This window comes from Serratia sp. MMO-28 (assembly GCF_037199905.1).
Classification (GTDB): domain Bacteria; phylum Pseudomonadota; class Gammaproteobacteria; order Enterobacterales; family Enterobacteriaceae; genus Chania; species Chania oryzae.
In genome coordinates this window covers 1-26,468 of the sequence record NZ_JBBCVB010000006.1, presented here as the reverse complement: position 1 = coordinate 26,468, position 26,468 = coordinate 1, and the positions used below count along the sequence as shown (strand labels likewise).

At 57.5% G+C, this 26,468-nt stretch carries 24 protein-coding genes; 20 read left to right on the top strand and 4 right to left on the bottom strand.

Annotation, left to right across the window (positions count from 1 at the left end):
• Window positions 1-86 precede the first annotated feature (86 nt).
• Together sfsA and thpR are read right to left on the bottom strand one after the other, a co-directional pair.
• Window positions 87-794, bottom strand: coding sequence for a DNA/RNA nuclease SfsA (sfsA, locus tag WG891_RS06715; RefSeq protein WP_337262170.1), 708 nt, complete (start codon window positions 792-794; stop codon window positions 87-89).
• On the bottom strand, window positions 791-1,333 hold the full coding sequence (thpR, locus tag WG891_RS06710) for an RNA 2',3'-cyclic phosphodiesterase (protein ID WP_337262169.1): 543 nt from the start codon (window positions 1,331-1,333) through the stop codon (window positions 791-793). The genes sfsA and thpR overlap by 4 nt, the downstream gene beginning before the upstream one ends.
• A gap of 67 nt (window positions 1,334-1,400) precedes the next feature.
• Between thpR and hrpB the strand changes: the two genes are divergently transcribed.
• The 6 genes from hrpB to rluF all read left to right on the top strand — a co-directional run bounded on the left by hrpB (window position 1,401) and on the right by rluF (window position 10,466).
• Entirely contained in the window at window positions 1,401-3,851 is a 2,451-nt protein-coding gene (gene hrpB, locus WG891_RS06705; RefSeq protein WP_337262168.1) for an ATP-dependent helicase HrpB, read from the top strand.
• Window positions 3,852-3,950: 99 nt separating this feature from the next.
• Window positions 3,951-6,452: a bifunctional glycosyl transferase/transpeptidase gene (gene mrcB / locus WG891_RS06700; protein WP_337262167.1), complete on the top strand. Its 2,502-nt coding sequence runs from the start codon at window positions 3,951-3,953 to the stop codon at window positions 6,450-6,452.
• A 731-nt stretch (window positions 6,453-7,183) separates the two neighbouring features.
• A complete protein-coding gene (gene msrB / locus WG891_RS06695) occupies window positions 7,184-7,684 on the top strand; it encodes a peptide-methionine (R)-S-oxide reductase MsrB (protein WP_241680004.1) in 501 nt (166 codons plus the stop codon).
• A gap of 24 nt (window positions 7,685-7,708) precedes the next feature.
• Window positions 7,709-8,431: a peptide-methionine (S)-S-oxide reductase MsrA gene (gene msrA, locus WG891_RS06690; protein ID WP_337262166.1), complete on the top strand. Its 723-nt coding sequence runs from the start codon at window positions 7,709-7,711 to the stop codon at window positions 8,429-8,431.
• A 195-nt stretch (window positions 8,432-8,626) separates the two neighbouring features.
• Window positions 8,627-9,547, top strand: coding sequence for an agmatinase (gene speB / locus WG891_RS06685; RefSeq protein ID WP_076943359.1), 921 nt, complete (start codon window positions 8,627-8,629; stop codon window positions 9,545-9,547).
• Window positions 9,548-9,602: 55 nt separating this feature from the next.
• Window positions 9,603-10,466: a 23S rRNA pseudouridine(2604) synthase RluF gene (gene rluF, locus WG891_RS06680; RefSeq protein ID WP_337262165.1), complete on the top strand. Its 864-nt coding sequence runs from the start codon at window positions 9,603-9,605 to the stop codon at window positions 10,464-10,466.
• 60 nt (window positions 10,467-10,526) lie between these two features.
• Here rluF and WG891_RS06675 read toward each other — a convergent pair whose 3' ends face one another.
• Window positions 10,527-11,825 carry an MFS transporter gene (locus tag WG891_RS06675; RefSeq protein WP_337262164.1) on the bottom strand — a complete coding sequence of 433 codons (1,299 nt, stop codon included), beginning with the start codon at window positions 11,823-11,825 and terminating at the stop codon, window positions 10,527-10,529.
• 24 nt (window positions 11,826-11,849) lie between these two features.
• Window positions 11,850-13,034 carry a M20 aminoacylase family protein gene (locus WG891_RS06670; protein WP_337262163.1) on the bottom strand — a complete coding sequence of 395 codons (1,185 nt, stop codon included), beginning with the start codon at window positions 13,032-13,034 and terminating at the stop codon, window positions 11,850-11,852.
• A gap of 308 nt (window positions 13,035-13,342) precedes the next feature.
• On the opposite strand from WG891_RS06670, the gene WG891_RS06665 reads away from it, so the two are divergent.
• The 14 genes from WG891_RS06665 (at window position 13,343) to WG891_RS06600 (ending at window position 26,292) form a co-directional block, all read left to right on the top strand.
• Entirely contained in the window at window positions 13,343-13,660 is a 318-nt protein-coding gene (locus WG891_RS06665) for a non-heme iron oxygenase ferredoxin subunit (protein ID WP_076943356.1), read from the top strand.
• 2 nt (window positions 13,661-13,662) lie between these two features.
• Window positions 13,663-13,971 (top strand): recombinase-like helix-turn-helix domain-containing protein, encoded by a 309-nt coding sequence (locus WG891_RS06660; RefSeq protein WP_076943355.1) that lies wholly within the window; start codon window positions 13,663-13,665, stop codon window positions 13,969-13,971.
• A gap of 19 nt (window positions 13,972-13,990) precedes the next feature.
• Complete coding sequence (locus WG891_RS06655) at window positions 13,991-15,034, top strand: aromatic ring-hydroxylating dioxygenase subunit alpha (RefSeq protein WP_337262162.1); 1,044 nt, start codon at window positions 13,991-13,993, stop codon at window positions 15,032-15,034.
• Window positions 15,031-15,786 (top strand): SDR family oxidoreductase, encoded by a 756-nt coding sequence (locus WG891_RS06650; RefSeq protein WP_076943353.1) that lies wholly within the window; start codon window positions 15,031-15,033, stop codon window positions 15,784-15,786. Before WG891_RS06655 ends, WG891_RS06650 begins: the two co-directional genes overlap by 4 nt.
• A 28-nt stretch (window positions 15,787-15,814) precedes the next feature.
• The gene (locus WG891_RS06645) at window positions 15,815-16,609 is read left to right on the top strand and encodes an IclR family transcriptional regulator (protein ID WP_076943352.1); all 795 of its coding nucleotides are present in this window, start codon (window positions 15,815-15,817) and stop codon (window positions 16,607-16,609) included.
• Between the two features lie 118 nt (window positions 16,610-16,727).
• Window positions 16,728-17,669 carry a VOC family protein gene (locus WG891_RS06640; RefSeq protein WP_337262161.1) on the top strand — a complete coding sequence of 314 codons (942 nt, stop codon included), beginning with the start codon at window positions 16,728-16,730 and terminating at the stop codon, window positions 17,667-17,669.
• Window positions 17,666-18,877 (top strand): NAD(P)/FAD-dependent oxidoreductase, encoded by a 1,212-nt coding sequence (locus tag WG891_RS06635; RefSeq protein WP_337262160.1) that lies wholly within the window; start codon window positions 17,666-17,668, stop codon window positions 18,875-18,877. Before WG891_RS06640 ends, WG891_RS06635 begins: the two co-directional genes overlap by 4 nt.
• A gap of 23 nt (window positions 18,878-18,900) precedes the next feature.
• Window positions 18,901-20,163, top strand: coding sequence for an MFS transporter (locus tag WG891_RS06630; protein ID WP_337262159.1), 1,263 nt, complete (start codon window positions 18,901-18,903; stop codon window positions 20,161-20,163).
• Between the two features lie 18 nt (window positions 20,164-20,181).
• Window positions 20,182-20,706 carry a cupin domain-containing protein gene (locus tag WG891_RS06625; RefSeq protein WP_156293104.1) on the top strand — a complete coding sequence of 175 codons (525 nt, stop codon included), beginning with the start codon at window positions 20,182-20,184 and terminating at the stop codon, window positions 20,704-20,706.
• Window positions 20,706-21,524, top strand: coding sequence for an alpha/beta fold hydrolase (locus tag WG891_RS06620; RefSeq protein ID WP_337262158.1), 819 nt, complete (start codon window positions 20,706-20,708; stop codon window positions 21,522-21,524). The genes WG891_RS06625 and WG891_RS06620 overlap by 1 nt, the downstream gene beginning before the upstream one ends.
• Complete coding sequence (locus WG891_RS06615; protein ID WP_337262157.1) at window positions 21,521-22,315, top strand: SDR family oxidoreductase; 795 nt, start codon at window positions 21,521-21,523, stop codon at window positions 22,313-22,315. Before WG891_RS06620 ends, WG891_RS06615 begins: the two co-directional genes overlap by 4 nt.
• A 14-nt stretch (window positions 22,316-22,329) precedes the next feature.
• Window positions 22,330-23,124 (top strand): aspartate dehydrogenase, encoded by a 795-nt coding sequence (locus WG891_RS06610; RefSeq protein WP_337262156.1) that lies wholly within the window; start codon window positions 22,330-22,332, stop codon window positions 23,122-23,124.
• A 19-nt stretch (window positions 23,125-23,143) separates the two neighbouring features.
• Window positions 23,144-24,613 (top strand): aldehyde dehydrogenase, encoded by a 1,470-nt coding sequence (locus tag WG891_RS06605; RefSeq protein ID WP_337262155.1) that lies wholly within the window; start codon window positions 23,144-23,146, stop codon window positions 24,611-24,613.
• Between the two features lie 41 nt (window positions 24,614-24,654).
• Window positions 24,655-26,292, top strand: coding sequence for a thiamine pyrophosphate-binding protein (locus WG891_RS06600; RefSeq protein WP_337262154.1), 1,638 nt, complete (start codon window positions 24,655-24,657; stop codon window positions 26,290-26,292).
• Window positions 26,293-26,468 lie beyond the last annotated feature (176 nt).

The window sequence follows — 26,468 nt, the reverse complement described above, 5'->3', positions numbered from 1 at the left end:
TTCCTGTCACCTGCTTGACAAGGGTGTGAAGGCAGGCGTATTTGCGACGCAATATCCAGCGATCAATTTATTGGTGCCTGGACCTGCTAATCGATAAAAAACGGTAATTTCTCGCAGAGAGAGAGACCGTCAGGCGATAATGTTGCCCCATAACAAATCACTTCCACTCCCGCTTGCCGAACCTGCGCTAGTAGTGCCGCATAACGTGCATCTATATGATGTGCCGGAGCGACCTGCTCGATACCCGTGTGTAACACAGCAAAGAACAATACCGCCCGCTGGCCGTTTTCAACCACGCTTTGCAACTCCCGTAGATGCTTTTGCCCTCTCAGCGTTACGGCATCAGGGAAGTAACCACGTTCATGTTGCAATAGTGTGACTGATTTCACTTCAATATAGCAGTTAACCCGGTTTTCTGCCTGTAATAACAAATCGATACGGCTATTTTCGTCGCCGTATTTGACCTCGCTGCTGATTTTACTGTAACCGGATAATTCATCGATTAGGTTCTGCTCGATCGCCTCGCGTACCAGAGTATTGGCCCGCAGCGTATTCACACAGATCCAGTCTCCCTGTTGCGTCTGCGTCAGCTCCCAACTGTGGGCATACTTGCGCTTGGCGTTGTCCGAAGTGGAATACCAGAGGGTGTCACCGGGCGTGGCGCAACCGGTCATAGCACCGGTATTGGCGCAGTGCAGGGTAAAGGTTTCGCCCTCGGGGGTGATAGCATCGGCGAGAAAACGCTTGTAGCGCTTAATCAGCGTGGCGGGCTTCAGGGGCGGTGTGAAGATCATGAATTATCCTGGTTATTGAGCGGCCACTGCGCCAACTGATGATAGCGGGTACGGCCATGCTCAACGGCTGATTGATACAAAGAAAAGTGATCGGCGCTGAAGATCCAGCCCGGCGTGGCTGGCGGAACGGCGACGGGCTGGGTGGCAGCCCGCAATAAGGTGATATGCGGGTGAAACGGCAACGGGCTTTGATAACAACCGCTGCGTGCCGCCTGCGAACGTAATAGCTCCGCCAATTGCAGCAGCGCGCGTGGCGCACGTTTGCTGCCGAGCCACACCACGCCGGGGCGCGGCCAGTGGCCGAGATCGTCAAGGCAGACGCTAAAGCCCGTCTGCCTGATGCGCCCGGCCAACGTTTGCAGCGCCCGTTCTTTCTGCGCGCTGACATCGCCGAGAAATGCCAGCGTCAGATGCAGATTGGCGGCGGCAACCGGGCGGCCAGCTTCGGGTGGAAAAGCCTCGGCGCGCCAGCGGATCACCTGCTGCTGCAAGGCGTCGGGCAACGACAGGGCAAAAAACAGGCGGCGCGAACTGGACATGGATCCCCGGTAAATAAATGAAATGCTTTGCGTAATGCTACAATGTGCGCTGCCTATTAACTACCCCATGGAGAGTTTTGTGTCTTCACTGCCCGTCAGCGCGGTTCTTGATGAGTTGCTCGCTGCATTACAATCCGCCCCACAGGTATTACTGCATGCCCCGACCGGCGCAGGTAAATCGACCTGGTTGCCGTTACAGATCCTGGCCAAAGCCGGGCTGCCGGGGCGCATCATTATGCTGGAACCACGGCGGCTGGCGGCCAAGAACGTTGCTTACCGCCTGGCGCAGCAGCTTGGCGAAGAACCCGGCCAGACCGTGGGCTACCGCATGCGTGCCGAAAGCAAAAGCGGGCCGCATACTCGGCTGGAAGTGGTGACCGAGGGCATTCTCACCCGTATGTTGCAGCAGGACGCCGAACTGCAGGGCGTTTCGCTGATCATTCTCGATGAATTCCATGAGCGCAGCCTGCAAGCCGATCTGGCTCTGGCGTTGCTGCTCGATGTGCAGCAGGGGCTGCGTGACGATCTGAAATTGCTGATCATGTCGGCAACGCTGGATAACGTGCGCCTGTCACAGCTGCTGCCAGAGGCTCCGGTCGTGGTATCAGAAGGGCGCAGCTACCCGGTTGAGCGACAATATCAGCCGCTGGCCAGCCATCAGCGGCTGGAAGAGGGGGTTGCCACCGCGGTGAAACGCCTGTTGGCCGAACAGCCCGGCTCGTTGCTGCTGTTCCTGCCCGGCGTGGTGGAGATCAACCGCGTGCTGGAGCGCCTGACCGGCGAAGTGGCGGCTGATACCGATCTCTGCCCGCTGTACGGTGCGCTGCCGCTGGCACAGCAGCAAAAAGCGATCCAACCCGCAGCCAGCGGGCGGCGTAAAGTGGTGTTGGCCACCAACATTGCTGAAACCAGCCTGACGATCGAAGGTATCCGGCTGGTGGTGGACAGCGGTTTGGAACGGGTAGCGCGCTACGACGTGCGTAACGGCCTGACCCGGCTGGTAACGCAGCGCATCAGCCAGGCCTCGATGATCCAGCGCGCCGGGCGTGCCGGGCGCCTGGAGCCCGGTATCTGCTGGCATTTGTTTGCCAAAGAGCAGGCGGAACGTGCGGCGGAACACGCCGAGCCGGAGATACTGCAAAGCGATCTCGCCAGTTTTTGGCTTGAACTGTTGCAGTGGGGCTGCGTGGATGCCGGGCAACTCACCTGGCTCGATCGGCCACCTGCCGTAGCGCTGGCCGCCGCCCGCCGTTTGCTGCAATCTTTGGGCGCTATTGACGACGCTGAAAAACTCACCACCCAAGGCCGCCAGATGGCCGGGCTTGGCTGTGAGCCACGTTTGGCGGCGATGCTGTGCGCCGGTGCGGCATTGGGGGGCGACGGTTTGGCCACGGCGGCACTGCTGGCAGCGCTGCTGGAGGAACCACCGCGGAGTGGGCAGATGGACATCGGTTACTGGCTGAGCCGTCCGCAGCCGCACTGGCAGCGCCGTGCTACCCAACTTAGTAAGCGCTTACCACAAAAAGCGGGGCAGGTTGATGCCGATCTGGCGGCCCCGCTGTTAGCACAGGGATTTGCCGATCGCATTGCCCAGCGGCGCGGGCAGGATGGCCGCTATCTGCTGGCCAACGGGATGGGGGCGGCAATGAATCAGGACGAAGCGCTGTCGCGGGCCCCTTGGCTGATTATCCCCAGTTTGTTACAAGGCCATAACAGCCCGGATGCCCGGATCCTGCTGGCGTTACCGGTGGAGGTTGACGCGCTGGTGGCCCAATTGCCCGCCTTGGTCAGCAGCCAGACGGCGGTAGAGTGGGATGAAGAAAAAGGCTCCTTGCGTGCCTGGAAGCGCCAGCAGATTGGCCGTTTGACGCTGCGTGCTCAGCCTTTGGCCAAACCGGCCGATGAGGAGCTGCAACAGGCGCTGATCGGCTGGGTGCGAGGGCAGGGCATAGCGGTGCTTAACTGGGATACTGCCGCGGAACAATTACGCCTGCGTCTGCAATGTGCACAGCGTTGGTTGCCGGAAGCCGCATGGCCGCCGGTGGATGATGCAGCGTTGCTGGAAAGCCTGGAAACCTGGCTGCTGCCCTCGCTGAACGGCGTGCGCGATCTGCGTGGGCTAAAGCAGGTCAACATCGCCGAAGCACTAGGCCGCTTACTGAACTGGCAGCAGAAACAGCGGCTGGATAATGCCTTACCCACTCATTACACTGTGCCGACCGGTAGCCGCCTGCCGATCCGTTATGATGCCGACAGGCCCCCGGTTCTGGCCGTGCGTTTACAGGAGATGTTTGGTGAACAGCGCAGCCCGATGCTGGCCGAAGGTCGCATCGCGGTGGTGCTTGAGTTACTCTCACCCGCGCACCGGCCGTTGCAGATCACCGGCGATCTGGCGGCTTTTTGGCAAGGGGCTTATCGGGAAGTGCAAAAAGAGATGAAGGGGCGCTACCCGAAACACGTCTGGCCGGACGATCCGGCCAATACTGCGCCCACCAGGCGCACCAAAAAATATCAGTAAAATAATTCAGATGTTTCTTCTGTTCAGCCTCGAAGTGCAAGAACAGATTAAGCGACAAAATATCGGCTACCAGTGCCGTAAGCGTGGAGAACGACAGCAATGGCTGGGGATGACCGCGAGCCTATCGGGCGCAAAGGGAAACAACCAAAACGTAACGTGCCGCGTAAACCGGCGCGCCGTCGTCGTGATGACGATTATGATGATTACGAAGACGACGAGTATCAGGATGAGTATGACGATGATGAATACGATGACGAGGAAGAACGCATGCCGCGTAAGGTAAAAGCGAGTCCTCCACGCAAGAAACGCCGCTGGCTTGGCCTGCTGATCAAACTGTTCCTGGTGGTCGCCGTGCTGCTGGCGATCTACGGCATCTATCTGGATTCCCAGATCCGCAGCCGTATCGACGGTAAAGTCTGGCAGTTACCGGCGGCGGTGTATGGCCGCATGGTCAACCTGGAACCCGGCATGCCTTACAGTAAAAAGGAAATGATCAATCTGCTGGAAGGGATGCAATATCGCCAAGTCAGCCGGATGACGCGCCCAGGCGAATTCACCGTGCAGGGCAACAGCATTGAGATGCTGCGTCGTCCGTTTGATTTCCCAGACGGCAAAGAGGGCCAGATCCACGCGCGGCTGGATTTCCAGAATAACGGTCTGGCAAAAATCGTGAATATGGAAAACCAGCGCAGCTTTGGTTTCTTCCGTCTCGATCCCCGCTTGATCACCATGTTGCAGTCGCCAAACGGTGAACAGCGCCTGTTCGTGCCGCGCTCTGGCTTCCCGGATCTGCTGGTGGATACGCTGCTGGCGACCGAAGACCGCCGTTTCTATGAGCATGATGGTGTCAGCCCTTACTCTATTGGCCGTGCGGTGCTGGCCAACCTGACCGCCGGGCGCGCGGTGCAAGGGGGCAGTACCCTGACCCAGCAGTTGGTGAAGAACCTGTTCCTGACCAACGAGCGTTCGCTGGCGCGTAAGCTCAACGAAGCCTATATGGCGCTGTTGATGGATTATCGCTATAGCAAAGACCGCATTCTGGAACTGTACCTGAACGAGGTGTATCTCGGCCAGAGCGGCAGCGATCAGATCCGTGGTTTCCCGCTGGCTAGCCTGTATTACTTTGGCCGTCCGGTGGATGAACTGAGTCTCGATCAGCAGGCGCTGCTGGTGGGCATGGTGAAAGGCGCATCGCTGTATAACCCTTGGCGTAACCCGCAGTTGGCTTTGGAACGCCGCAATGTGGTGCTGAAGCTGTTGCAGAACCAGGGGGTGATCGATGCTGAGCTGTATAACATGCTGAGTGCCCGCCCGCTGGGCGTGCAGCCAAAGGGTGGGGTGATTTCACCGCAGCCTGCGTTTATGCAACTGGTGCGTCAGGAACTGCAGAACAAACTGGGCGATAAGGTTAACGATCTTTCCGGCGTGAAGATTTTCACCACGCAGGATCCGGTTTCGCAGGATGCCGCTGAGAAAGCGGTCGAGGAGGGGATCCCAGCTTTGCGCGCTGCGCGTCATCTCGACGATCTTGAAGCTGCGATGGTGATCGTCGATCGCTTCACCGGGGAAGTGCGTGCCATGGTGGGCGGGGCTAATCCACAGTTTGCTGGTTTTAACCGCGCACTGCAGGCACGCCGTCTGGTTGGCTCGCTGGCCAAGCCGCCAACGTATTTGGCGGCGCTGTCAGAACCGGATAAATACCGTCTTAATACCTGGTTGGCGGATCAGCCGCTGTCGCTCAAGTTACCGAACGGCAGCCTGTGGCAGCCGAACAATTACGATCGCCAGTTCCGTGGCCGGGTGATGCTGGTGGATGCGTTGGCGAACTCTCTCAACATACCTACGGTAAATCTGGGGATGTCGGTGGGGCTGGATCAGATCAGCGCCACCTTGCAGCGTTTGGGCATCCCGAAAACGGCGATTACCCCGGTGCCTTCTATGCTGCTGGGGGCGATTGGCCTGACGCCAATGGAAGTCGCGCAGGAATATCAGACCATCGCCAGCGGCGGTAACCGTGCGCCGCTGTCTGCGGTGCGCTCGGTGATTGCAGAAGACGGTTCGGTGCTGTATCAGAGCTTCCCGCAGGCGGAGCGTATGGTGCCAGCCCAGGCGGCCTACCTTACGTTATATGCCATGCAGCAAGGCGTGGTGCGCGGTACCTCCCGTTCGCTGTCGGTGAAATTCCCGAACTACAATCTGGCGGCGAAAACCGGTACCACCAACGATCTGCGTGATAGCTGGTTTGCCGGGATCGACGGTAAAGAAGTGGCGATTGCCTGGGTTGGGCGCGACAACAACGGCCCGGCCAAGCTGACCGGTGCTAACGGTGCTTTGACCCTGTATCGCCGCTATCTGGAAAACCAGACGCCATTGCCGCTGATGCTGCAACAGCCGGAAGGGATCAGCCAGATGGGGATTGATACTGCCGGTAACTTTGTCTGTGGCGGCGGTAGCTCACGCACTATCCCGGTCTGGACTGAAAACCCGCAGGGGTTATGCCAGGCAGGCCAGGCGGCTGAACAACAGCAACAGCAACCGTCAGGCGAACAGAAAGATGCCAACGGCGTTGCAGGCTGGATTAAGGACATGTTTGGTCAGTAATTAAGCTTCTGGTGCTATCAGGCCCGTGACTTTTTGTTGCGGGCTTTTTTGTGTTTTTCACGTAGGTGCTCAGCATTGCTGCGCTTTTTTCAGGCTGTTGCAATGCGTGCGCGCGCCCTGCGCAACCTAATTATAAGAAGATGAGGGAAACCACCGCACCAAAGGGGATATTTTACCCCCTGGGCTACCCACTTAATCAGTGCTCGCCAGAGCAACATTGTTACCCAAGCTTTCGACATCAAGCTGGATACTGATACGCTGGTAAGGCGTCAAATGAGGCACGACGGCATACTCTAAGGAAAAAATGTTATAAATAAATGTATTATGCCTATTTTATGAACTGAAGATCAGTTATGTAAAAATGGGTGATAAAGCTCTCTGCCATTATTTAGGCATGTTATTTATTATAATATCTCCGTAATCCTACGGGGGAGAATAATATTAATGTTTATCTTTGCTACGGGCATGTGGCTATTTTTGTAACATGAAGAAGACCCCTATATGCCAAATAATTCGATTCGCTTGCAGGCGGGAATCACTGGAACCCTTTGGAACATAGCCAACAACTAAGTAACTTGAAGCATGAAAGCTTTAAAAGCTGCATCCTGAAGTCACTCAGGTATACCGCCCACAATCGCGCGCAAGTTATCACAAATTAGTGAACTCTCCGTGAGGATTTGGTCTAGGTTTTCCGCGTAAGTTGTCATCATCGGTTATTCACAGAGGTAACGATGATGATCAACAGACGGCATTTTATTTTGGGTGGTGGCGCGCTATCTGCCGCTTTCGCGGTGGGGGTGCTACCCACGTTTTTCTCACGGGCTGCCAGTAAGGAGCAGTTTGAAATCAGCTATAGCGATGAGCAGTGGCATCAGCGGCTGAGCCCGGCGCAGTATGAGGTTTTGCGTGAGGAGGGCACTGAGCCGCCTTACAGCAGCCCACTCAACGACGAACACCGCAACGGGGTATTCTCTTGCGCAGGCTGTAATCTGCCGCTTTTCTCCTCCCAGACCAAATTTGACAGCCGCACCGGCTGGCCGAGTTTTTATCAACCGCTGGCACAGGCCGTGGCGACGCGTAAAGACGCCTCATTTGGCATGATTCGCGACGAAGTCCATTGTCGGCGCTGCGGTGGCCACCTGGGGCATGTGTTTGACGATGGGCCGCCACCGACCGGGTTACGTTACTGCATGAACGGTTTGGCGATGAACTTTACGCCGCAATCGGCATAGCCACTCACATAAGCGAGAAATCAGATGAAAAGTAGAAGCAGATTCGTTGTATTGCTGCGTTCTTACGGGGGATGGGGAGCGTTGCTGCTGGCGATGATGCTGGGTTTTCAGAGCCTGGCGGGCGCGTTTGGTAATGTTGAAACGGCAGTGGTGATTCCCGCACCGCTCAAGGATGAAGCACCATCCACGTCACACAGTGAAACCGCGATCTTTGCCGGTGGTTGCTTCTGGGGCGTGCAGGGCGTTTTCCAGCACGTTAAAGGCGTGACCAACGCCGTGTCGGGTTATGCCGGTGGTACGGCGCAAACTGCCAATTACGATGCCGTCAGCGGCGGCAATACCGGGCATGCGGAATCGGTGCAGGTCACCTTTGATCCTACACAGGTATCTTATGGTCAACTGCTGCAGATCTATTTCTCAGTGGCTCATAATCCGACTGAGCTCAATCGCCAGGGGCCGGACAGCGGCACACAGTATCGTTCCGCTATTTTCCCACTGACAGAGTCGCAGCAGCAGGTGGCAGAGGCCTATATTGCGCAGTTGGATGCCAGCAAACGCTTTGCCAAACCTTTGGTGACCCGTATTGAAAGCAATGGGCACTTTTATCCGGCCGAGGCTTACCATCAGAATTTTTTAAACGATAATCCTGATTATCCCTATATTGTGATCAACGATTTACCGAAGGTAAAACAGCTGCAACAACTCTTCCCACAACAATATCGTGCGGATCCGGTGCTGGTTAACTGAATCCAGGGGCGTTTCCTCTATACTTGGTGACGACGAGTATCTTGAAGCGCAAGCGAAATGCGGCGATAATCCGCCCGCTGAAACAGACATCGAATCAATCCCTTTCTCGTCGGGCTAACGACGCGGGAGGGATTTTTTTTTGTTACCGCCTGAACGATTGATGACGGGCGAACCGTTGAAATATGAGGATTTACTATGAACACCTTAGGCCATCAGTACGATAACTCTTTAGTGTCCAACGCCTTTGGTTTCCTACGCTTGCCGCTGAACTTTATGCCTTACAGCAGCGACGCAGAGTGGGTCATCACCGGTATTCCATTCGATATGGCCACCTCAGGCCGTGCCGGTGGGCGTCATGGCCCGGCGGCAATCCGCCAGGTATCCACCAATCTGGCCTGGGAAGGCGCACGTTGGCCGTGGGGTTTTGAGCTGCGCGATCGCCTGAACGTCGTCGATTGTGGTGATATTGTGTTCAATTTTGGCGATGCACAGGACATGAGCGACAAATTGCAGGCGCACGCAGAAAAACTGCTGCAAGCCGGTAAGCGTATGCTCTCGTTCGGCGGTGACCACTTCGTCACGTTGCCGCTGCTGCGCGCGCATGCCAAGCATTTCGGCAAGATGGCGCTGGTGCATTTTGATGCGCATACCGACACCTATGCTAACGGCAGCAAGTTTGACCACGGCACCATGTTCTTCCACGCACCGAATGAAGGCCTGATCGATCCGCATCATTCGGTGCAGATCGGGATCCGTACCGAGTTTGACCGTGACAACGGTTTCACCGTGCTGGATGCGGCGCAGGTCAACGATCGCGGCGTGGACGACCTGCTCACTCAGATCAAGCAGATCGTCGGCGATATGCCGGTATACCTGACCTTCGATATCGACTGTCTGGATCCGGCCTTTGCGCCAGGCACTGGCACCCCAGTGATCGGCGGCCTGACCTCCGATCGTGCGTTGAAGCTGGTACGCGGCATGCAGTCGCTGAATATCGTCGGTATGGACGTGGTAGAAGTGGCACCTGCCTACGATCAGTCAGAGATCACTGCGCTGGCTGCTGCGACCTTGGGCCTGGAAATGCTGTATCTGCAGGCGGCTAAAAAGCAGGGATAACACCCGGTGCTATGGCATCGGCAGTGGTTTGCCGTGAAGATAAAATGGAGAAATTGTGCTGACTAAACCCTCTACACGCCTTAATAAATATATCAGCGAGAGCGGTATCTGCTCGCGCCGTGAGGCTGATCGTTATATCGAACAAGGCCAGGTTTTTATCAATGGTAAACGCGTTGGGCTGGGCGATCGGGTGTTTGCTGGCGACGTCGTCAAGGTTAACGGTCAGGTCATCGAACCGCGTAACGAAGACGACCTGATCTTTATTGCGCTCAACAAACCGGTCGGCATTGTCAGCACCACGGAAGATGGCGAAAAAAACAATATTGTCGATTTCGTCAACCACAGCACGCGCATTTTCCCCATCGGGCGGCTGGATAAAGATTCTCAAGGGCTGATTTTCCTCACCAACCACGGCGATCTGGTGAACAAGATCCTGCGGGCGGGCAATGACCATGAGAAAGAGTATCTTGTCACGGTGAACAAACCGGTGACCGACGACTTTATTCGTGGTTTGGGTGCCGGTGTACCGATGCTGGGTACGATGACCAAAAAGTGCAAGGTGAAGAAAGAAGCGCCGTTTGTGTTTCGTATCGTACTGGTGCAGGGGCTTAACCGCCAGATCCGCCGCATGTGTGAGCATTTTGGCTATGAGGTGACCAAGCTGGAACGCACGCGCATCATGAACGTGAGCCTGGCAGGGCTCCCGTTGGGGGAATGGCGTGATTTAACCGACGATGAGTTAATCGATTTGTTTAAATTGATCGAAGACTCTTCTTCAGAGGCTAAACCGGCGAAGAAAGCCAAGCCTGCGGTGAAAAAACCGCTGGGCAATGGGGCGAAAAACAGCGATAAGCCCAGCAACAATTCGGCGGCTCGCAAACGCTTTACCCAGCCAGGGCGTAAAAAGAAAGGGCGCTGATCTGAATTATGGCGCGGATTGCAATGGGCGAAGGGGCTGCCCGTTGCAATCCGCGCCGTATTAATTTAACCGCTCTTTACTGGTTTCTTTGATAAAGATAAAGGCCAGCAGCGATAGGCTGCAACCGGCAATCACATAGAACGCTGGCGCTGCCGCATTACCGGTGACTTTGATCAGATAAGTGGCAATCGAGAGCGAAAAACCGCCGAAAACACCCACCGCGATACTGTAAACCAAAGAGAGCCCGGTAGTTCTGACATGGCGCGGATATATTTCCGGCAAAATAGTGATCGAAGGGGAGGCACCAATAATATTGATCGTACTCAACACGATCATGATGGCAAACATCAGATGCACGCTGGGGTAGCTGCTCAGCAGATAAAAGGCCGGGTAAATTAACAGGGTAATAGCGATCCTGGAACCGGCAATCAGCGGGCGTCTGCCGATCTTATCGGACCACATTCCCGCCAGCGGGCCGCCTATCAGAGTGATTAATCCGCCGATGGCACCGATCAGCATGCTATAACCGGTATCCAGCTTTAAAATACTGATCGCATAGTTGGGCAGATAAAACATAATAATCATATGAGGGATGGTTCCCCCTATGGTTAATAAAATGCCGGACAAGGTCTCTTTATAATAGGTGGTGATCACTTCAATTAACGGGATTTTAGCGGCTTTCTCTGGCGTAGCCTGCAAGGTGTGAGTCGCGGTTTCCTCCAATTTGGAACGGATATATAAACCGATAGGGGCAATAACAACCCCAAGCAGAAAGGGAATACGCCAACCCCAATCCTGTACGCTTTCAGCGGGCATCACGTTAACCAGGATCACCAGCGTCATGGCGGCAAACAGGTTACCGGCACCCTGGCTGGACACCTGCCAGCCGCCATAGAATCCCCGATTATGGGGTTTGGCATACTCCACCAGTAACGTGGTTGATGCGCCTAATTCACCGCCAGCAGAAAAGCCCTGCACCAACCTGGCCAGCGTAATGATGATCGGGGCGGCAACGCCAATACTCTGATAAGAGGGCGTGATACCAATCACCATGGTACTGAGGCCCATCAGTAAGAAGGTGAGCGCCATGGCCGGTTTACGCCCTTTTTTATCCGCATAGTGGCCTATTACCAGCGCCCCGATCGGCCTGGCAAGGTAGCCCATACCAAAGATCATAAACGAGGTCATCATACTGACTAACGGATCTGTCGCCGGGAAATAGGCTTTGGCGATGTAAGTGGCAAAAAAGGCATACAGCACCAGATCAAAAAACTCCAGTCCGTTGCCTAATGTGGTGGCCAGAATTGCTTTTGCCGGGGAAATCTTTTTCTTGGCGCTGTCCATCGTGTGTCCTTTCATTTATGTCCTTTAATCAAGACGGCTTTATTTGAGAAATGCCTGTGTCAAAGCGCTCCAATAAGCGATACCCCGCGTAATAATCCCATCGTTAAAATCGTATCCAGGGTTGTGCACCATGCAGCTATTTTCGCCTGCACCGTTGCCCAATAATAAATAACTGCCTGGCCGCTGTTGCAGCATAAAGGCAAAATCTTCGCTGCCCATTAATGGCTCGGGGATGTCAATAACCTGATCGCTATGCTGTTCGCCCAGCATATTCAGTGCCACCTGTTTGGCAAACTGCGTCATTTCAGGGTTATTGACTAATACCGGATAGGAACGAACGTAATCAATGCTGACGGTGGCGCCAAAAGCCGCCGCCTGAGCCTTGACCAGCGTTGTTATCCGCTCTTCCAGCACATCCCTTATTGTGGGATCCAAGGCACGCACGCTGAGTTTTAATACCGCCGAATCGGCGATCACATTATTGGCAATGCCGCTTTGAAATGAACCGACCGTAATAACCCCCGGTTCTTGTGCGCCCAAATTACGTGAAACGATGGTCTGTAATGCCATAACGATGCTGGAACCCACTACCACGGCATCAACGGTTCCCTTTGGCATTGCGCCATGGCCCCCTTTGCCATGGATCCTGATGGTGACATTATCGCTGGAGGCCATAAATGCCCCTTCGCCGAAGACAAACTGCCCTTCAGGGAACCCTGGCATGTTATGCATGGCAAAAATGGCATCGCAGGGGAATTGTTCAAATAGCCCATCGTCCATCATCTTTTGCGCACCTGCCAGACCTTCCTCGGCGGGCTGGAAAATGAGGTTTAACGTGCCATTGAAGGAGGGATGATCGGCCAGATAATGTGCGGCACCGAGTAACATGGCGGTGTGACCATCATGTCCGCAGGCGTGCATAATGCCGTGGTGCACGCTGCTATAAGGTAACCCGGTATTTTCGACAATCGGCAGTGCGTCCATGTCGGCGCGGATCCCGATCGCACGCTGGCTGTCGCCCTTTTTCAACGTGCCGACGACGCCGGTGACACCCAGCCCGCGCGTGACCTGATACCCCCAGGCCGCCAGTTTTTCTGCCACCAGATCGGCGGTTTGCTGCTCCTTATAACCCAATTCGGGGTGCTGATGAATGTGCTGGCGAAGAGCCTGGCTTTCTGCGGCATACTTTTTGAAGATATCCAGGTTTTTTGCATTAAACGTCATACTGATAGCCTCTTGATGCGGGATCAACGCGGAGCTTCCAAGTCTCTTGCGCAGCAGTGCCCTCGGCTGCCTATAAAGTCCATGGAGCTTATAAATTTGCTCTGAATTGAATATACATTTCTCACTGCTCATTTTTCATGCCAGTACATGCTTTCGTGATCTGCTCCGCATTTGCAACTTTTAAACAACCATTTATTAACATTTGTCCTCCTGCTGACTTGACGAGAAATTCACCAGACCTATATTGAGCGTATTAAATAAGAAACTGAGTTTCATATATGAAACAATCAGATAGGAGACAAGAAGCAATGAGCTGGAAGAACGTGTGTGAAGTGTCTCAGGTGAAAGAGGATTTTCCTTTCTCCGCCAATGTGGAAGGGAAAGAGGTCGGCGTTTATTTGGTAGATGGTCAATATTACGCGCTGGAAGACGTCTGCCCACACGCCTATGCCTTGCTCAGCCAGGGATTTGTTGATGACGGCAAGGTGGAGTGCCCGTTGCACGAAGCCGTGTTCGATGTGCGCACTGGTCAGTGCCTGCGCGAACCGGGTGGCCGCGATCTGCAAATCTATCCCACCCGGGTGGTGGATAACCAAATCCAAATCACCTTTATTGCGGAGGAATAAGCATGCAGCACATTACCGACATCAATCCTTGGTTGCCGGACACTCAACAGGTGATCCCGGCGCGCGAGGGCGGCAATGGCCAGATCCATCAACCAGGTCAATACCGGAACGTTATCTGGCAAACCCGTGCGCGGGTGCCGGACGGGTTTGAAACTGCGCTGGTAGCGGCATTGGAAGAAATCTTTGAACAGGGTGCAGAAGAACTGGATCAGGTCATCAGTGCCTTGAATCAGCGCCGCCTGTTTGATCGCAGCGGCCAGGCTTGGAATGAAGCCACATTCCGCGAATTCCTTCACGTTAACGGTTTCTGAGCCGCACAGGGAGAAGAGCATGACAGCAAATACAGCCTCCTCTGCACAAACATTGCAGAACTATCTTGACCAGGGATTGCGCGGCATGTGGTACCCGGTGTTGGCCAGTTGGGAAGTGGGTAACAACCCGGTAGGGATCACCCGCCTTGAACAACAGATCGTGCTATGGCGCGATAAAGACGGGGCGATCCATGCGCTGGAAGACCGCTGCCCGCATCGCGGTGCGCGCCTTTCTATGGGCTGGAACCTGGGCGATCGCATTGCCTGCTGGTATCACGGCGTGGAAGTGGGCGGTGATGGTGAGGTAAAGGACGTTCCGGCGGTGGATCGCTGCCCGCTGGTAGGGCAAAAATGCCTGCGTTCGTACCCGGCTAAAGAAGCCTACGGTGCCGTATTCCTCTATTTCGGCATTACTGCCGATGAAGAACCTGCTGAACTGACCTTCCCGAAAGAACTGGCGGACGAAGCCAGCTACAGCAACTTCCTGTGTACCGCCAGTTGGGACTGTAACTATCAGTATGCGCTGGAAAACGTGATGGATCCGATGCATGGCACCTATCTGCACTCTTCATCGCACTCGATGGCGGAAGGGGATCGCAAGGCCGATATGGCGCTGGAAGCTACCGACAGCGGTTTCATCTTCAAAAAGAACGGCCAGATCGGTGTGAACTTCGACTGGGTTGAATTTGGCAGCAGCGGTGCTTATTGGATGCGTCTGTCGATCCCGTATAAAAAACGCTTTGGGCCGGGCGGTCACTTCTGGATCATCGGCATGGTGGTGCCGGAAGATAAAGATCATTGCCGCGTGTTCTTCTGGCGTATTCGCCAGGTGAAAGACTGGCAGCGCGACATGTGGCGCTTTATGTATCGCAACCGTTTGGAACAGCTGCACTGGGACGTACTGGAGCAGGATCGCATCGTGCTGGAAAACATGGCACCGAACGCGCGCGGGCAGGAATACCTCTATCAGCATGACGTGGGCCTTTCTCGTCTGCGCCGCATGATGCAGAAAGAAGCGCAGAAACAGCTGGCAATGCTCAGTGAGTTGGAGGCAGCACAGTGAATGGCTTGCTGGTGGGGAAACGCATTGTGGTGACCGGTGCGGCACGCGGCCTGGGGCGCAGCTTTGCGGCGGCGATCGCCCAGGCGGGGGCCAGCGTGGTGATGTGCGATATTCTGGCGCAAGAGCTGCAGGATAGCGCAGCCAGCCTGCGTGAGCAGGGGGCGCAAGTAGAAACACAGGTGATCGATCTGGCGTCGCCGCAGTCGATCACCGAGGCGTTCCGCAACGTTGCTCGCGGCGGGGCGATCGACGGCCTGGTGAACAACGCGGCGTTGGCGACCGGGGTCGGTGGCAAAACCATGATGGAATACGACATCGACCTGTGGGACAAAGTGATGCAGGTCAACGTGCGCGGAACCTGGTTGGTGAGCCAGGCGGCGGTGCCGCTGCTGGCACAAACCCCACACGCCAAGATCGTCAATATTGCTTCGGATACCGCCCTGTGGGGCGCACCACGGCTGATGGCCTATGTGGCGAGCAAAGGGGCGATCATCTCGATGACCCGTTCCATGGCGCGCGAACTGGGGCCGCAGGGCATCTGCGTCAACGCCATTGCGCCGGGCCTGACGCGCGTCGAAGCCACCGAATATGTGCCAGCCGAGCGCCACCAGTTGTATGAACAAGGGCGGGCGTTGGCGGGGGCGCAGCATCCCGACGACGTCACCGGCAGCGTGCTGTACCTGCTGTCGCCGCTGGCGAACTTCGTGACGGGGCAGCTACTGCCGGTCAACGGTGGTTTCGTGTTTAACTGATTGCTCGATCGATACCAAGGAGCACCACATGGCAGAAGACCAAGAGTGTAAATATCTGATCCCAGGTCTGGATCGCGGCCTGCAGCTGTTGCTGGCATTCAGTGAGCAGCACAAGGAAATGACCTTTGCAGAATTACATCGCCTGGTTGACATGCCGAAGGCGACTGCCTACCGCGTGGTGCAAACCTTGGAGCATCTGGGTTTTCTGGAGCGTAACCCGCGTACGAACACCTTCGGGTTGGGGATCAAGGTGCTGCGGCTAGGCTTTGAATATATCGCCTCGCTGGATGTGGCGCAGGTGGGCCAGCCGGTGATCGAACAACTGCGCGATCGCAGCCAGTGCAGCAGCCATCTGGCGATCCGTGACGGGCATGATGTGATCTACATCGCCCGCGTCAGCGCCGCCGGTTCGCAGATCAATCAGGTCAGCGTCGGCACCCGTTTGCCGGTGCACCGCACTTCTCTTGGCCGCATGTTGCTGACCAGCACCAGCCGCGAAGAGTTTGAGCGGTTGTTCCCGCATGAAACATTGCCGGATGCGGCACCTGGAGCACCGGCTAACCGTGAGGCGTTATGGCAGATGGTGCAGCAGGATAAGGCGCGCGGCTATGTGATCGGCGAATCCTTCTTCCGCCTGGGTATCTCTTCGATCGTCTATCCGATCTTCAACCACGAACAGCGAGTGGAGGCGGTGGTGAGCATCATGGTGCCGTCCGAAGAGATCCCAAAAGCGGATCGCGAGCGCTTGCGTATGGAAGTACGAGACGCGGCAGAGAAGATCTCCGGGTTTTTAGGCGCCACGCCGCAGGCGAAAGTGGGCTAGGCATTTCCGCCAGCCAGACAGAATTTTTGACTCAGGCAGGGATAAGACTCATAGCAATGATGGGTCGGGGTTCGATCATGCCTGAAAAACGCATTCAGCGAGAACGTGAGGCACAATAATGAGCATAACCGGAATCGAAAAGCTGGAATTTGGCGTTGAAGATCTGCCAACGTGTGAAAAATTCATGCAGGACTTTGGCTTGCAACCGATGCTCCAACACTGGGGAGAACCACGCCGTGAATTCACCACCTTGAGCGGTGCCAGCGTGGTGTTGCATCCAAAAAATAGTGAGGTTTTACCGGCAGCATTTGAGGCCGGTTCCACCCTGCGCCGCATGACCTGGGGGGTCGACAGCCCGGCGGCGTTGGCGGCGTTACAACCCCGCTTGGAAAAAATGCCGGGTTTCCGCCAGGTGGGGGAAGAGCTGGAGTGCTGCGATCCAAACGGCATGACGCTGCGTTTTGGCGTCACCGCCCTGCGTGAGGTTGAACTGCCAGTGACCCCGATCAACCAATGGGGCGACGTGCGCCGCATCGATCAACCCAGCCCGGTGTACGCCAAGGCTGAGCCGGTCAATATCGGCCATGTGGTGTTCTTTGTTGAGGATCTGGCCGCCACCGAAAAATTTTACTGCGAGCAGCTCGGTTTTCAGGTGTCGGATCGCTATATCGATCGCGCGGTGTTCCTGCGTACTCAGGTGCGCGGCGGGCATCACAACCTGTTCCTGCTCAAGCTGCCTAACCGCCCGCGTGGCCTGAACCATGTGGCCTTTACCGTGCGTGATATTCACGAAGTGATCGGCGGCGGGATCGCGATGAACAAAGAAAACTGGAGCACCTTTATCGGCCCCGGTCGCCATCCGATCTCCTCAGCCTATTTCTGGTACGTCAACAGCCCCACTGGCGGGGCGTTCGAGTACTACACCAATGACGATTACCTGACGGAAAACTGGCAGCCGCGTGAGCTGGAGCATTCGCTGGTGTCGTTTACCGAATGGGCGGTGGAAGGGGGGATCGATCACGACACGCGCCGCCAGCACAAGAAAACGGGGGCAGCATGAGCCAACCGATCCATGCGGGCATCGTCATCATCGGCGGTGGCCAGGCCGGAGGTTGGGCAGCCAAGACGCTGCGCGATCGCGGCTACGGCGGCAAGCTGACGGTGGTGAGCGATGAGCCCTATGACTTTTACGAACGCCCGCCGCTGTCGAAAGCGGCATTGTTGGATGGCGATGCGCCGCTCAGCCGCCTGTTTAGCGCAGAAGTGGTTGCCGGGCTGAATATTGACTGGCACCGCCCGCTGCGCGCCGAGGCGATCGACGGCCAGCAGCAGATCGTCACGCTTAGCAACGGCGAGCAACTGAAGTTTGATCAACTGCTGATCGCCACCGGCGGGCGGCCACGCTTGCCAGATGCCCGTTGGGCTACTCACCCGCAGGTGATGACGCTGCGTTCCTGGGACGATGCCGCGCGGCTGCGCCAAGGGCTGCAGCAGTGCAAGAAGCTGGCGATTGTCGGCGGCGGTTGGATTGGCCTGGAGATCGCCGCATCGGCGCGCAAACTGGGTGCCGACGTCACGGTGTTTGAGCGCCAGCCTGCGCTGTGCATGCGCAGCGTCGGGGCCGATGTTTCGCAGGCGTTGCTGGAACTGCATCAGCAGCACGGCGTCAGCGTGCTTTGCGGCTGCGGCGATATCCGGCTTGAAGATCGTCAGGGTACGCCCTGGATCGGCAGCGACATCAGTGAAACGCAGCCGTTTGATCTGGTGGTGGTGGGTATTGGTGTTGAGCTGAATCTGGAACTGGCGCACAGCGCCGGGCTGCAGGTTGAGGCGGGCATTGTCGTGGATGGGCAGGGGCGCACCAGCCATCCGGCGATTTTCGCCGCCGGTGACGTCGCGCGCCACCCCAAGCTTGGGCTGTGCCTGCAATCCTGGGCTTACGCGCAGAATCAGGCCATCAGCACCGCCTGCGCCATGTTGGATGCCTTTGCTGCGCCTTACGATGACGTCGCCTGGCTGTGGTCGGATCAATACGACGCCAATATCCAGATCCTCGGCGTCCCGGCCGGTGGCGTGCAGCAGGTGGTGCGCCGCACGCCGCAGGTGCAGGTATTTTTCACTCTGAATGCCGATCGGCAACTGGTGCAGATGGTGGCGTTTAACGATGCGCGCACCATCAAACTGGGCAAACGCTGGCTGGCCAGTGGCCGCGTATTGGATCCGCAGCAGTTGGCGGATGTGGAGTTTTCTCTGATGGCGTTGAAATAACGCCCGACCCAAGGGAGCGTTTTATGACTACGCAAGATTTGGACGCCCAAAGCACTCGGGCGGGGAACGCTGTTGCCGAAAATCAGCCCACCAGCGTGCGTTGGTCGGTGCCGATAGCCCTGTTTGCCTGCGTTTTGTTGGCGTTTTTCGACAAGATCAGCATCGCAGCGCTGTTTTCCGACAGTGCATTCCAGGAGGCGATGGGCATCGGTTTTGATCCCACCCGGCTGGGGCTCTTGATGAGTGCTTTTCTGTTTTCGTACGGCTTCTCTTCCATGCTGTTGAGTGGCATTGGCGATCGGCTGAATCCGGTCAACGTGCTGATTGGCATGATGGTGGTGTGGGGCGTACTGATGGTGCTGATGGGGTTGGCACGCTCTTATCATACCATGATGACCCTGCGTATTTTGCTCGGCATCGCCGAAGGCCCGCTGATCGCAATAGCTTATGCCATTGTCCGCCATGCTTTCCCACAGCGGCTGCAGGCGCGTGCCACCATGATGTGGCTGCTGGGTACGCCGATCGGCGCGGCGCTGGGGTTCCCGGTGACGCTGTTTATCCTCAGCCGTTTTGACTGGCAAACCACCTTCTTCTTTATGGCTTTTCTGACGCTGCCGGTGATGCTGCTGGTGATGTTTGGTTTACGTCACCTGAACGTCGCCCGCTCGACAAAGAGCACCGTTGCGCAACCGGCGGCGGCCGAACGCAAACAGCTGCGCCGTGAGCTGTTTCGTGCTCCGCATTTCTGGATGATCTGCCTGTTTAATATCGCCTTTCTGACCTACCTGTGGGGCATGAACGGCTGGCTGCCCAGCTACCTGATCAAAGGCAAGGGGATCCATCTGGAGCATGCCGGTTATCTGTCATCACTGCCGTTTATCGCCATGCTGCTGGGTGAAGTGGTGGGGGCCTGGCTTTCAGACAAACTGGATCGCCGCGCCTTGGCCTGCTTTATCTCGCTGTGCGGGGCCGGGCTTGGGCTGGGAGTGGTGCTACATCTGCAAGGGACTTACAGCGTGATCGCCGCGATGTCTTTCAGCACCTTTATGTGGGGGGCCGGTGCGCCGAACATTTTCGCCCTGTTGGCGAAGGCCACCAGCAGCCGAGTGAGCGCCACCGCGGGCGGTATTTTTAACGGATTGGGTAATTTTGCCGGTGCCTTGGCGCCGGTGCTGATGGGGGCGCTGATCGCCGCCACCGGCAACATGGATAACGGCCTGCTGTTCCTGGTGGTGGTGGCCTTGGTCGGCAGCACCATTCTGCTGCCGTTGCTGAAGAAATATTGACAACGAAGGAGAAACAACATGTCCCAGGTTGAGAATAAAACTGGCATCAAGCCGCAGGATCTGTCGATGGCGCAGTGGGTGGAATCACGCATTGCCCGCTTTGAAGGCCGTAAATATGACTGGAATGCGCTGAAATTCCAGGCTGATTACGATCCGAAATACCGCCGTGCGCAGATGCGCTATATCGGCACTGGCGCCACCGGCGTGGTCAGCGACACCAATACCGTACCGGCGGAGCATTTTACCTTCTCCACCATGGTGTTGCCGTCCAAATGCGAAGGGCCACTGCACCTGCATGACGACGTAGAAGAAGTGTTTTTTATGCTCAAAGGCAGCATCACGCTGATGATTCAGGACGGTGAAGAGTATTACGAAACCAAACTGAAAGAGCGCGACCTGATTTCGGTGCCTGCAGGAATTTATCGTGGCCTGTTTAACCATGGTGAAGAAGAGGCGCTGATGTGCGTGATGCTAGGCACCTCCAAGCCGGAAACCCCGACCTACCCGGCGGATCATCCACTGTCAAAGGTGAAACGTTACTGATGAGCAGACTACCGGAACGCCAGCAGGAGGATTGTAGTGGTTTCTGGCTGGGTTGGCGCGAAGCCGGGCAGGGCCGTGCTGTGGTACTGCTGCATGGCATCAGTTCCGGTTCTGCGTCCTGGGTGAAGCAGTTCAGCGATAGCGCCTTGACCAACGGCCATCGCCTGATTGCCTGGGATGCGCCGGGCTATGGCGGCAGCGCGGCGTTGCCTCAGGCTGAGCTCAAGGCTGCCGCCTATGCCAACGCGCTGGCGGCGCTGATTGCTGAGCTGGAGTTAGAGCAGCCGCTGATTGTCGGGCATTCGCTTGGTGCCCTGATCGGCAGTGCCTATGCGGCGGCTTATCCCAGCGGATTGAGCGGATTGGTATTGGCCGATCCGGCGCAGGGGTATGCCAGCGCACCAGCAGAAAAACGCCAACAGGTGTATGGCCAGCGCAAGCAGATGATCGAAACGCTGGGGCCGCAGGGTTACGGCGAACAGCGTGCCGCGGCGCTGCTGCGTGACAGCGCCGATCCGCAGGATATCGCCTGGGTGCGCAGCGGTATGCAGCAGCTTAATCCGGCGGGTTTTCTCAGTGCTGCCTGGATGCTGGCGAATGACGATATCAGCCAATATCTGCGCCACTACCGCGGCCCGCTGCAGGTGTGGTGTGGGCGAGAGGATCGCATCACGCCAGCGCAGGGGGCTCAGGCGCTGGCGCAACAGCAGGATGCCCAGTTTCGCCTGATTAGCGATGCAGGGCATGCCAGCTATCTCGATGCACCGGCGCAATTCAACCGCTATGTGCAGGACTTTACGGGGGTAATCCAACCATGAATTTTCAGATTGAACAGCGGGTAGCGGTGGTGACCGGCGGTTCTTCAGGCATCGGTTTTGAAACCCTGCGCCTGCTGCTGGCGGAAGGGGCAAAGGTAGCCTTCTGTGGCCGCAACCCGGACAAACTGGCCAGCGCCGAAGCCAGCCTGCGCGAGGAGTTCCCGCAGGCGGAGATCCTGGCGCTGTGTTGCGATGTGCTTGATGCAGAGCAGGTGGCGCAGTTTGCTCAGCAGGTCAACAGCCGCTTTGGCGGGGTGGATATGCTGATCAACAACGCCGGGCAGGGGTTTGTTGCCCATTTCGACCAAACCCCGCGCGAGGCCTGGCTGCATGAAGCGGAACTGAAGCTGTTTGGCGTGATCAACCCGGTGCAGGCGTTTTTACCGGCGCTGGAACGTTCGGATATCGCCTCCATCACCTGCGTTAACTCGCTGCTGGCGCTGCAGCCGGAGGAGCACATGATCGCCACCTCGGCTGCCCGCGCCGCCTTGCTTAACATGACGCTGACGCTGTCGAAAGAGCTGGTGGGCAAGGGGATCCGCGTTAATTCCATCCTGCTTGGCATGGTGGAGTCCGGCCAATGGCGGAGGCGTTTTGCCGAGCGTGAGGATAAAGCACAAAGCTGGGAGCAATGGACGGCGGCGATCGCCGCCCGGCGCGGCATCCCATTGGGGCGCTTGGGTAAGCCGCAGGAACCGGCGCGGGCCTTGCTGTTCTTGGCTTCGCCGATGGCATCCTTCACCACTGGCGCAGCGCTGGACGTTTCCGGCGGCTTCAGCCGCCATCTGTAATCAGGGCCGAAAAGATGAAAAAGATCATGATGATTGGCTACGGCGCGATGGCAAAAGAGGTGCTGGCGCGCCTGCCGGAAGGTGTCGAAGCCGCTTGGATTGTCGCCCGTGAAAAATATCACGTCGAGATCCAACAGGCTTTTGCCGGGCGGGTACAGGCGCTGACTCACCCTGAGCAGTGCCGCGAACGGCCGGATTTGGTGCTGGAGTGCGCCAGCCAGCAGGCGGTGGCCGAGTTCGGCGAAGCGATCGTCAAGCGCGGCTGGCGGCTGGCGGTGATCTCTACCGGTGCGCTGGCGGATGCGGCGCTGCAACTGCGGCTGCAACAGGCCTGCGTGCGCTTTGACGGGCGGCTGATCGTGCTTTCTGGCGCGATAGCAGGTATGGACGGGCTGGCTTCGGCGCGCGAGGGCGGGTTAGAGAGCGTCACCTATCAGTCCAGCAAAAGCCCCGCCAGTTGGCGTGGCAGCATGGCGGAAAAACTGATTGATCTGAATGCCGTCAGCGAAGCGCGGGTGTTCTTTGAGGGGTCGGCGCGCGAGGCGGCGCAACTGTTCCCGGCTAATGCCAACGTGGCGGCTACGATTGCCTTGCACGGCCTGGGGATGGATGCCACGCGAGTGCGCTTGCAGGTAGATCCTCATACCCAGCGTAACACCCATCGTTTACAGGTGCGCGGCCAGTTTGGCGAGTTCCAGATTGAGCTGTGTGGTAATCCGCTGGCGAGTAACCCGAAAACCTCCACGCTGGCAGCGCTGAGCGCGGTACAAGCTTGCCGCAGTCTGGTGGATGGCGGTTTTATTGCCTGAATGGCAGGAGCAACGACGCATGGAAATGTTAAAGATTTTTCTTGCTGGCCGCTGGTGTGAAGGGCGCGGCGAAGCGATGAGTTCAGTTTTTCCGGCTGACGGCAGCATCAATGCCCGCTTGCACGCGGCCAACGTTGAAGACGTTAACGAAGCGGTAGAGGCTGCTGAACGTGCCTGGCGCGATCCGGCCTGGCGCGGGTTGGTGCCACACCAGCGCGCGGCGATTTTACACCGCGTCAGCGATTTGATCACCGCTCAGGTAGAGGAATTGGCGCAATTGCAAACTCGTGACAACGGTAAACCGCTGGCGGAAACCCGTGGTTTAGTGATGAGCGCCGCCGCTACCGCCCGCTATTTTGCTGCGGCCTGTGAAGTGCTGGAAGGGGAACTGCCGACCCAGCGCAACCGCGACGTGATGACGCTGAGCCAATATCAGCCACTGGGGGTGATTGCGGCGATCACGCCGTGGAACTCGCCGATCGCCAGTGAAATGCAGAAAGTGGCCCCCGCATTGGCGGCGGGTAACGCGGTGATCCTCAAACCGGCGGAAGCCACGCCGCTGATGGCGCTGAAGCTGGCTGAGCTGTTTGAACAGGCCGGTCTACCCGCTGGCTTGCTCAGCGTGCTGCCGGGCAAAGGTTCGGTGATTGGTGAAGCGCTGGCACGCCATCCGCTGGTGAAAAAGATCTCCTTTACCGGTGGCACCAGTACTGGCCGCCACTTGGCGCATATTGCCGCAGAAAAACTGATCCCGACCTCGCTGGAACTGGGTGGCAAGTCTCCTACCATCGTGCTGGACGATGCCGATCTGGAACAGGCGGCGCGCGGCATCTGCTATGGCATTTTCAGCTCTGCCGGGCAGGCCTGCATTGCCGGTTCGCGGCTGTTTGTTCACCGTTCATTGTACCAACCTCTGCTGGCGCGGTTATGTGAGCTGACCGCCGGGCTGCGTATCGGCAACCCGTTTACACCAGGGGTGCACCTGGGCCCGCTGATCAACGAAAAACACCGGCAGAGCGTGGCGGACTACGTCGCGCTAGCCCAGCAGGAAGGGGGACGGGTGGTGATCGGCGGCGAAGCGCCAGCCGATCCGCAACTGGCGCAGGGCAGTTATTACCTGCCGACCATTATTGAAGGGTTGAGCAACAGCGCGCGTACCTGCCAGAAAGAGATCTTCGGCCCGGTGCTGGTGGCACTGCCGTTTGACGATGAGCAACAACTGATCGAGCAGGCCAACGACTCGGTCTATGGCTTGGCGGCCGGGATCTGGACGCGCGACTTTACCCGCGCCATGGCGCTGGCCGAGCAGTTGGAAACCGGCACCGTGTGGATCAACACCTATAAGACATTCTCGATTTCTACGCCGTTTGGCGGGTTTAAACAAAGTGGCTTGGGGCGCGAAAAGGGCCTGCATGGCATTCAGGCCTATATGCAGCAGAAGAGCCTGTATCTGGCTCTCAGCAATCAGGCTAACCGCTGGAGCGATTGAGCTGCGGTCCCTACGACATCAGATAATTAAGAAGGCAGATAATGAGCGAAAAAATAACGGTTGGTGAGGCGATAGCCCGAACTCTGGAGCAGTACGAGGTGGCCGCGATGTACGGCATTATCTCGATTCATAATCTGCCGATTGCCGATGCCGTTGGGCAGCGCGGGGCGATCCGCTTTGTGCCCGCGCGCGGCGAGGCTGGCGCAGTGACGATGGCAGACGCCCACGGGCGTTTCTCTGGCCTGGGCGTGGCGCTGACCAGCACCGGTGCCGGAGCGGGTAACGCAGTGGGGGCGATGATCGAAGCGCTGAATGCTAATACGCCACTGCTGCACATTACTGGCCAGGTGGAAAAGGCTTACCTGGATGCCGACGCCGGGTTTATCCACGAAACCAAAGATCAACTGGGTTTCCTGCGCGCCTGTTCGAAGCAGGCTTACCGGGTGAACTCCCCCGAACAGGCGGTGGCGGTGATCCAGCGGGCAATTAAAGAGGCGCAAACCGTGCCCTGTGGCCCGGTGGCGGTGGAGATCCCGATTGATATTCAGAACAGCCTGGTGCCTGCTAACCTGGTTGGTCAAGCGATACAGCCGCCAGCGTTGCCAGCGGCTTACCCTGCGGCGGTTGAACGCCTTTACCAGCAGGTGAAACAGGCCAAGCGCCCGTTGCTGTGGGTTGGCGGTGGCGCGCTGGCCTGCCGCGAGGCGGTGAAACAGTTGGCGGACGCGGGGGTAGTGGTGATGTCCAGCACCCACGGGCGTGGTATTCTGCCGGACAGCCACCCGCGCAGCCTGCGCGCCTTCCACAATTCGCCGAGCGTTGAGGCGATCCTCAAACAGTGCGATTTGACGCTGGTGGCCGGTTCCCGCCTGCGCAGCAACGAAACCCGGACCTGGACGCTGCCGTTGCCGCGCCCGCTGGTGCAGATTGATATCGATCCGGCGGCGGCCAACCGCAACTACGTAGCGGATGAGCAGGTCAATGGTGACTGTGGCGCACTGCTCAGCGCCCTGGCGGCGCGCTTGGCACCGGGTGAGAAGGTGAATGCCGAATGGGACGCTGAGATCGCTCAGGCGGTGCAGCAGGCCGAAGCGGCGTTACGCCAGCAATCGGGTGAGTATGCCAAATTGAACGATGCGATCGCCGCCGCACTGCCCGCAGATGGTCTGCTGGTGCGCGATATCACCGTCTCTGGCAGCGTATGGGGCAGCCGCCTGTTCCGGGCGATCGCTCCGCTGTGCAATATCCACTCCTTGGCCGGGGCGATCGGCATGGGGTTGCCGATGGCGATTGGCACCGCGATTGCCAATCCGCAGCGCAAAGTGGTCGGGCTGGTGGGGGACGGTGGCTTGGCGCTGGGGCTGGGCGAACTGGCGACCATGGCGCAGGAGCAGGCCAATATCACGTTGCTGATCATGAACGACGGCGGCTATGGCGTGATGCGCGGCATTCAGGACAAGTATTTCGCCGGGCGTCAGTACTATAACGACCTGCATACCCCGGCATTCTGCCAGGTGGCCGAAGCGATGGGGCTGAAAGCCTGGAAAGTCAGCGATGCTGCGCAATTCAGCGGTGTGCTGGCAGAGGCGATCAACTATCCGGGGCCGTCGGTAGTGGAAGTAGATATGAAGAGCGTCGGGCCGCTGACGTTTGCCGGGCCACCGCAGAAGCTGTATTGATGATTTGATGGGGTAGTAACACCGTTTTGTCGGTTACCTGATAAGCGGTTTCCCCCTCACCCCGCCCCTTGTATGTTTGTAGTTGATGTAAAAAGATAGGTTGTACCGTGTTCTTACCCGGCGTGGCAGCACGTACGCCCTCTGGGACACCAAGCCCGTGGGAGAGCTTATTGCGC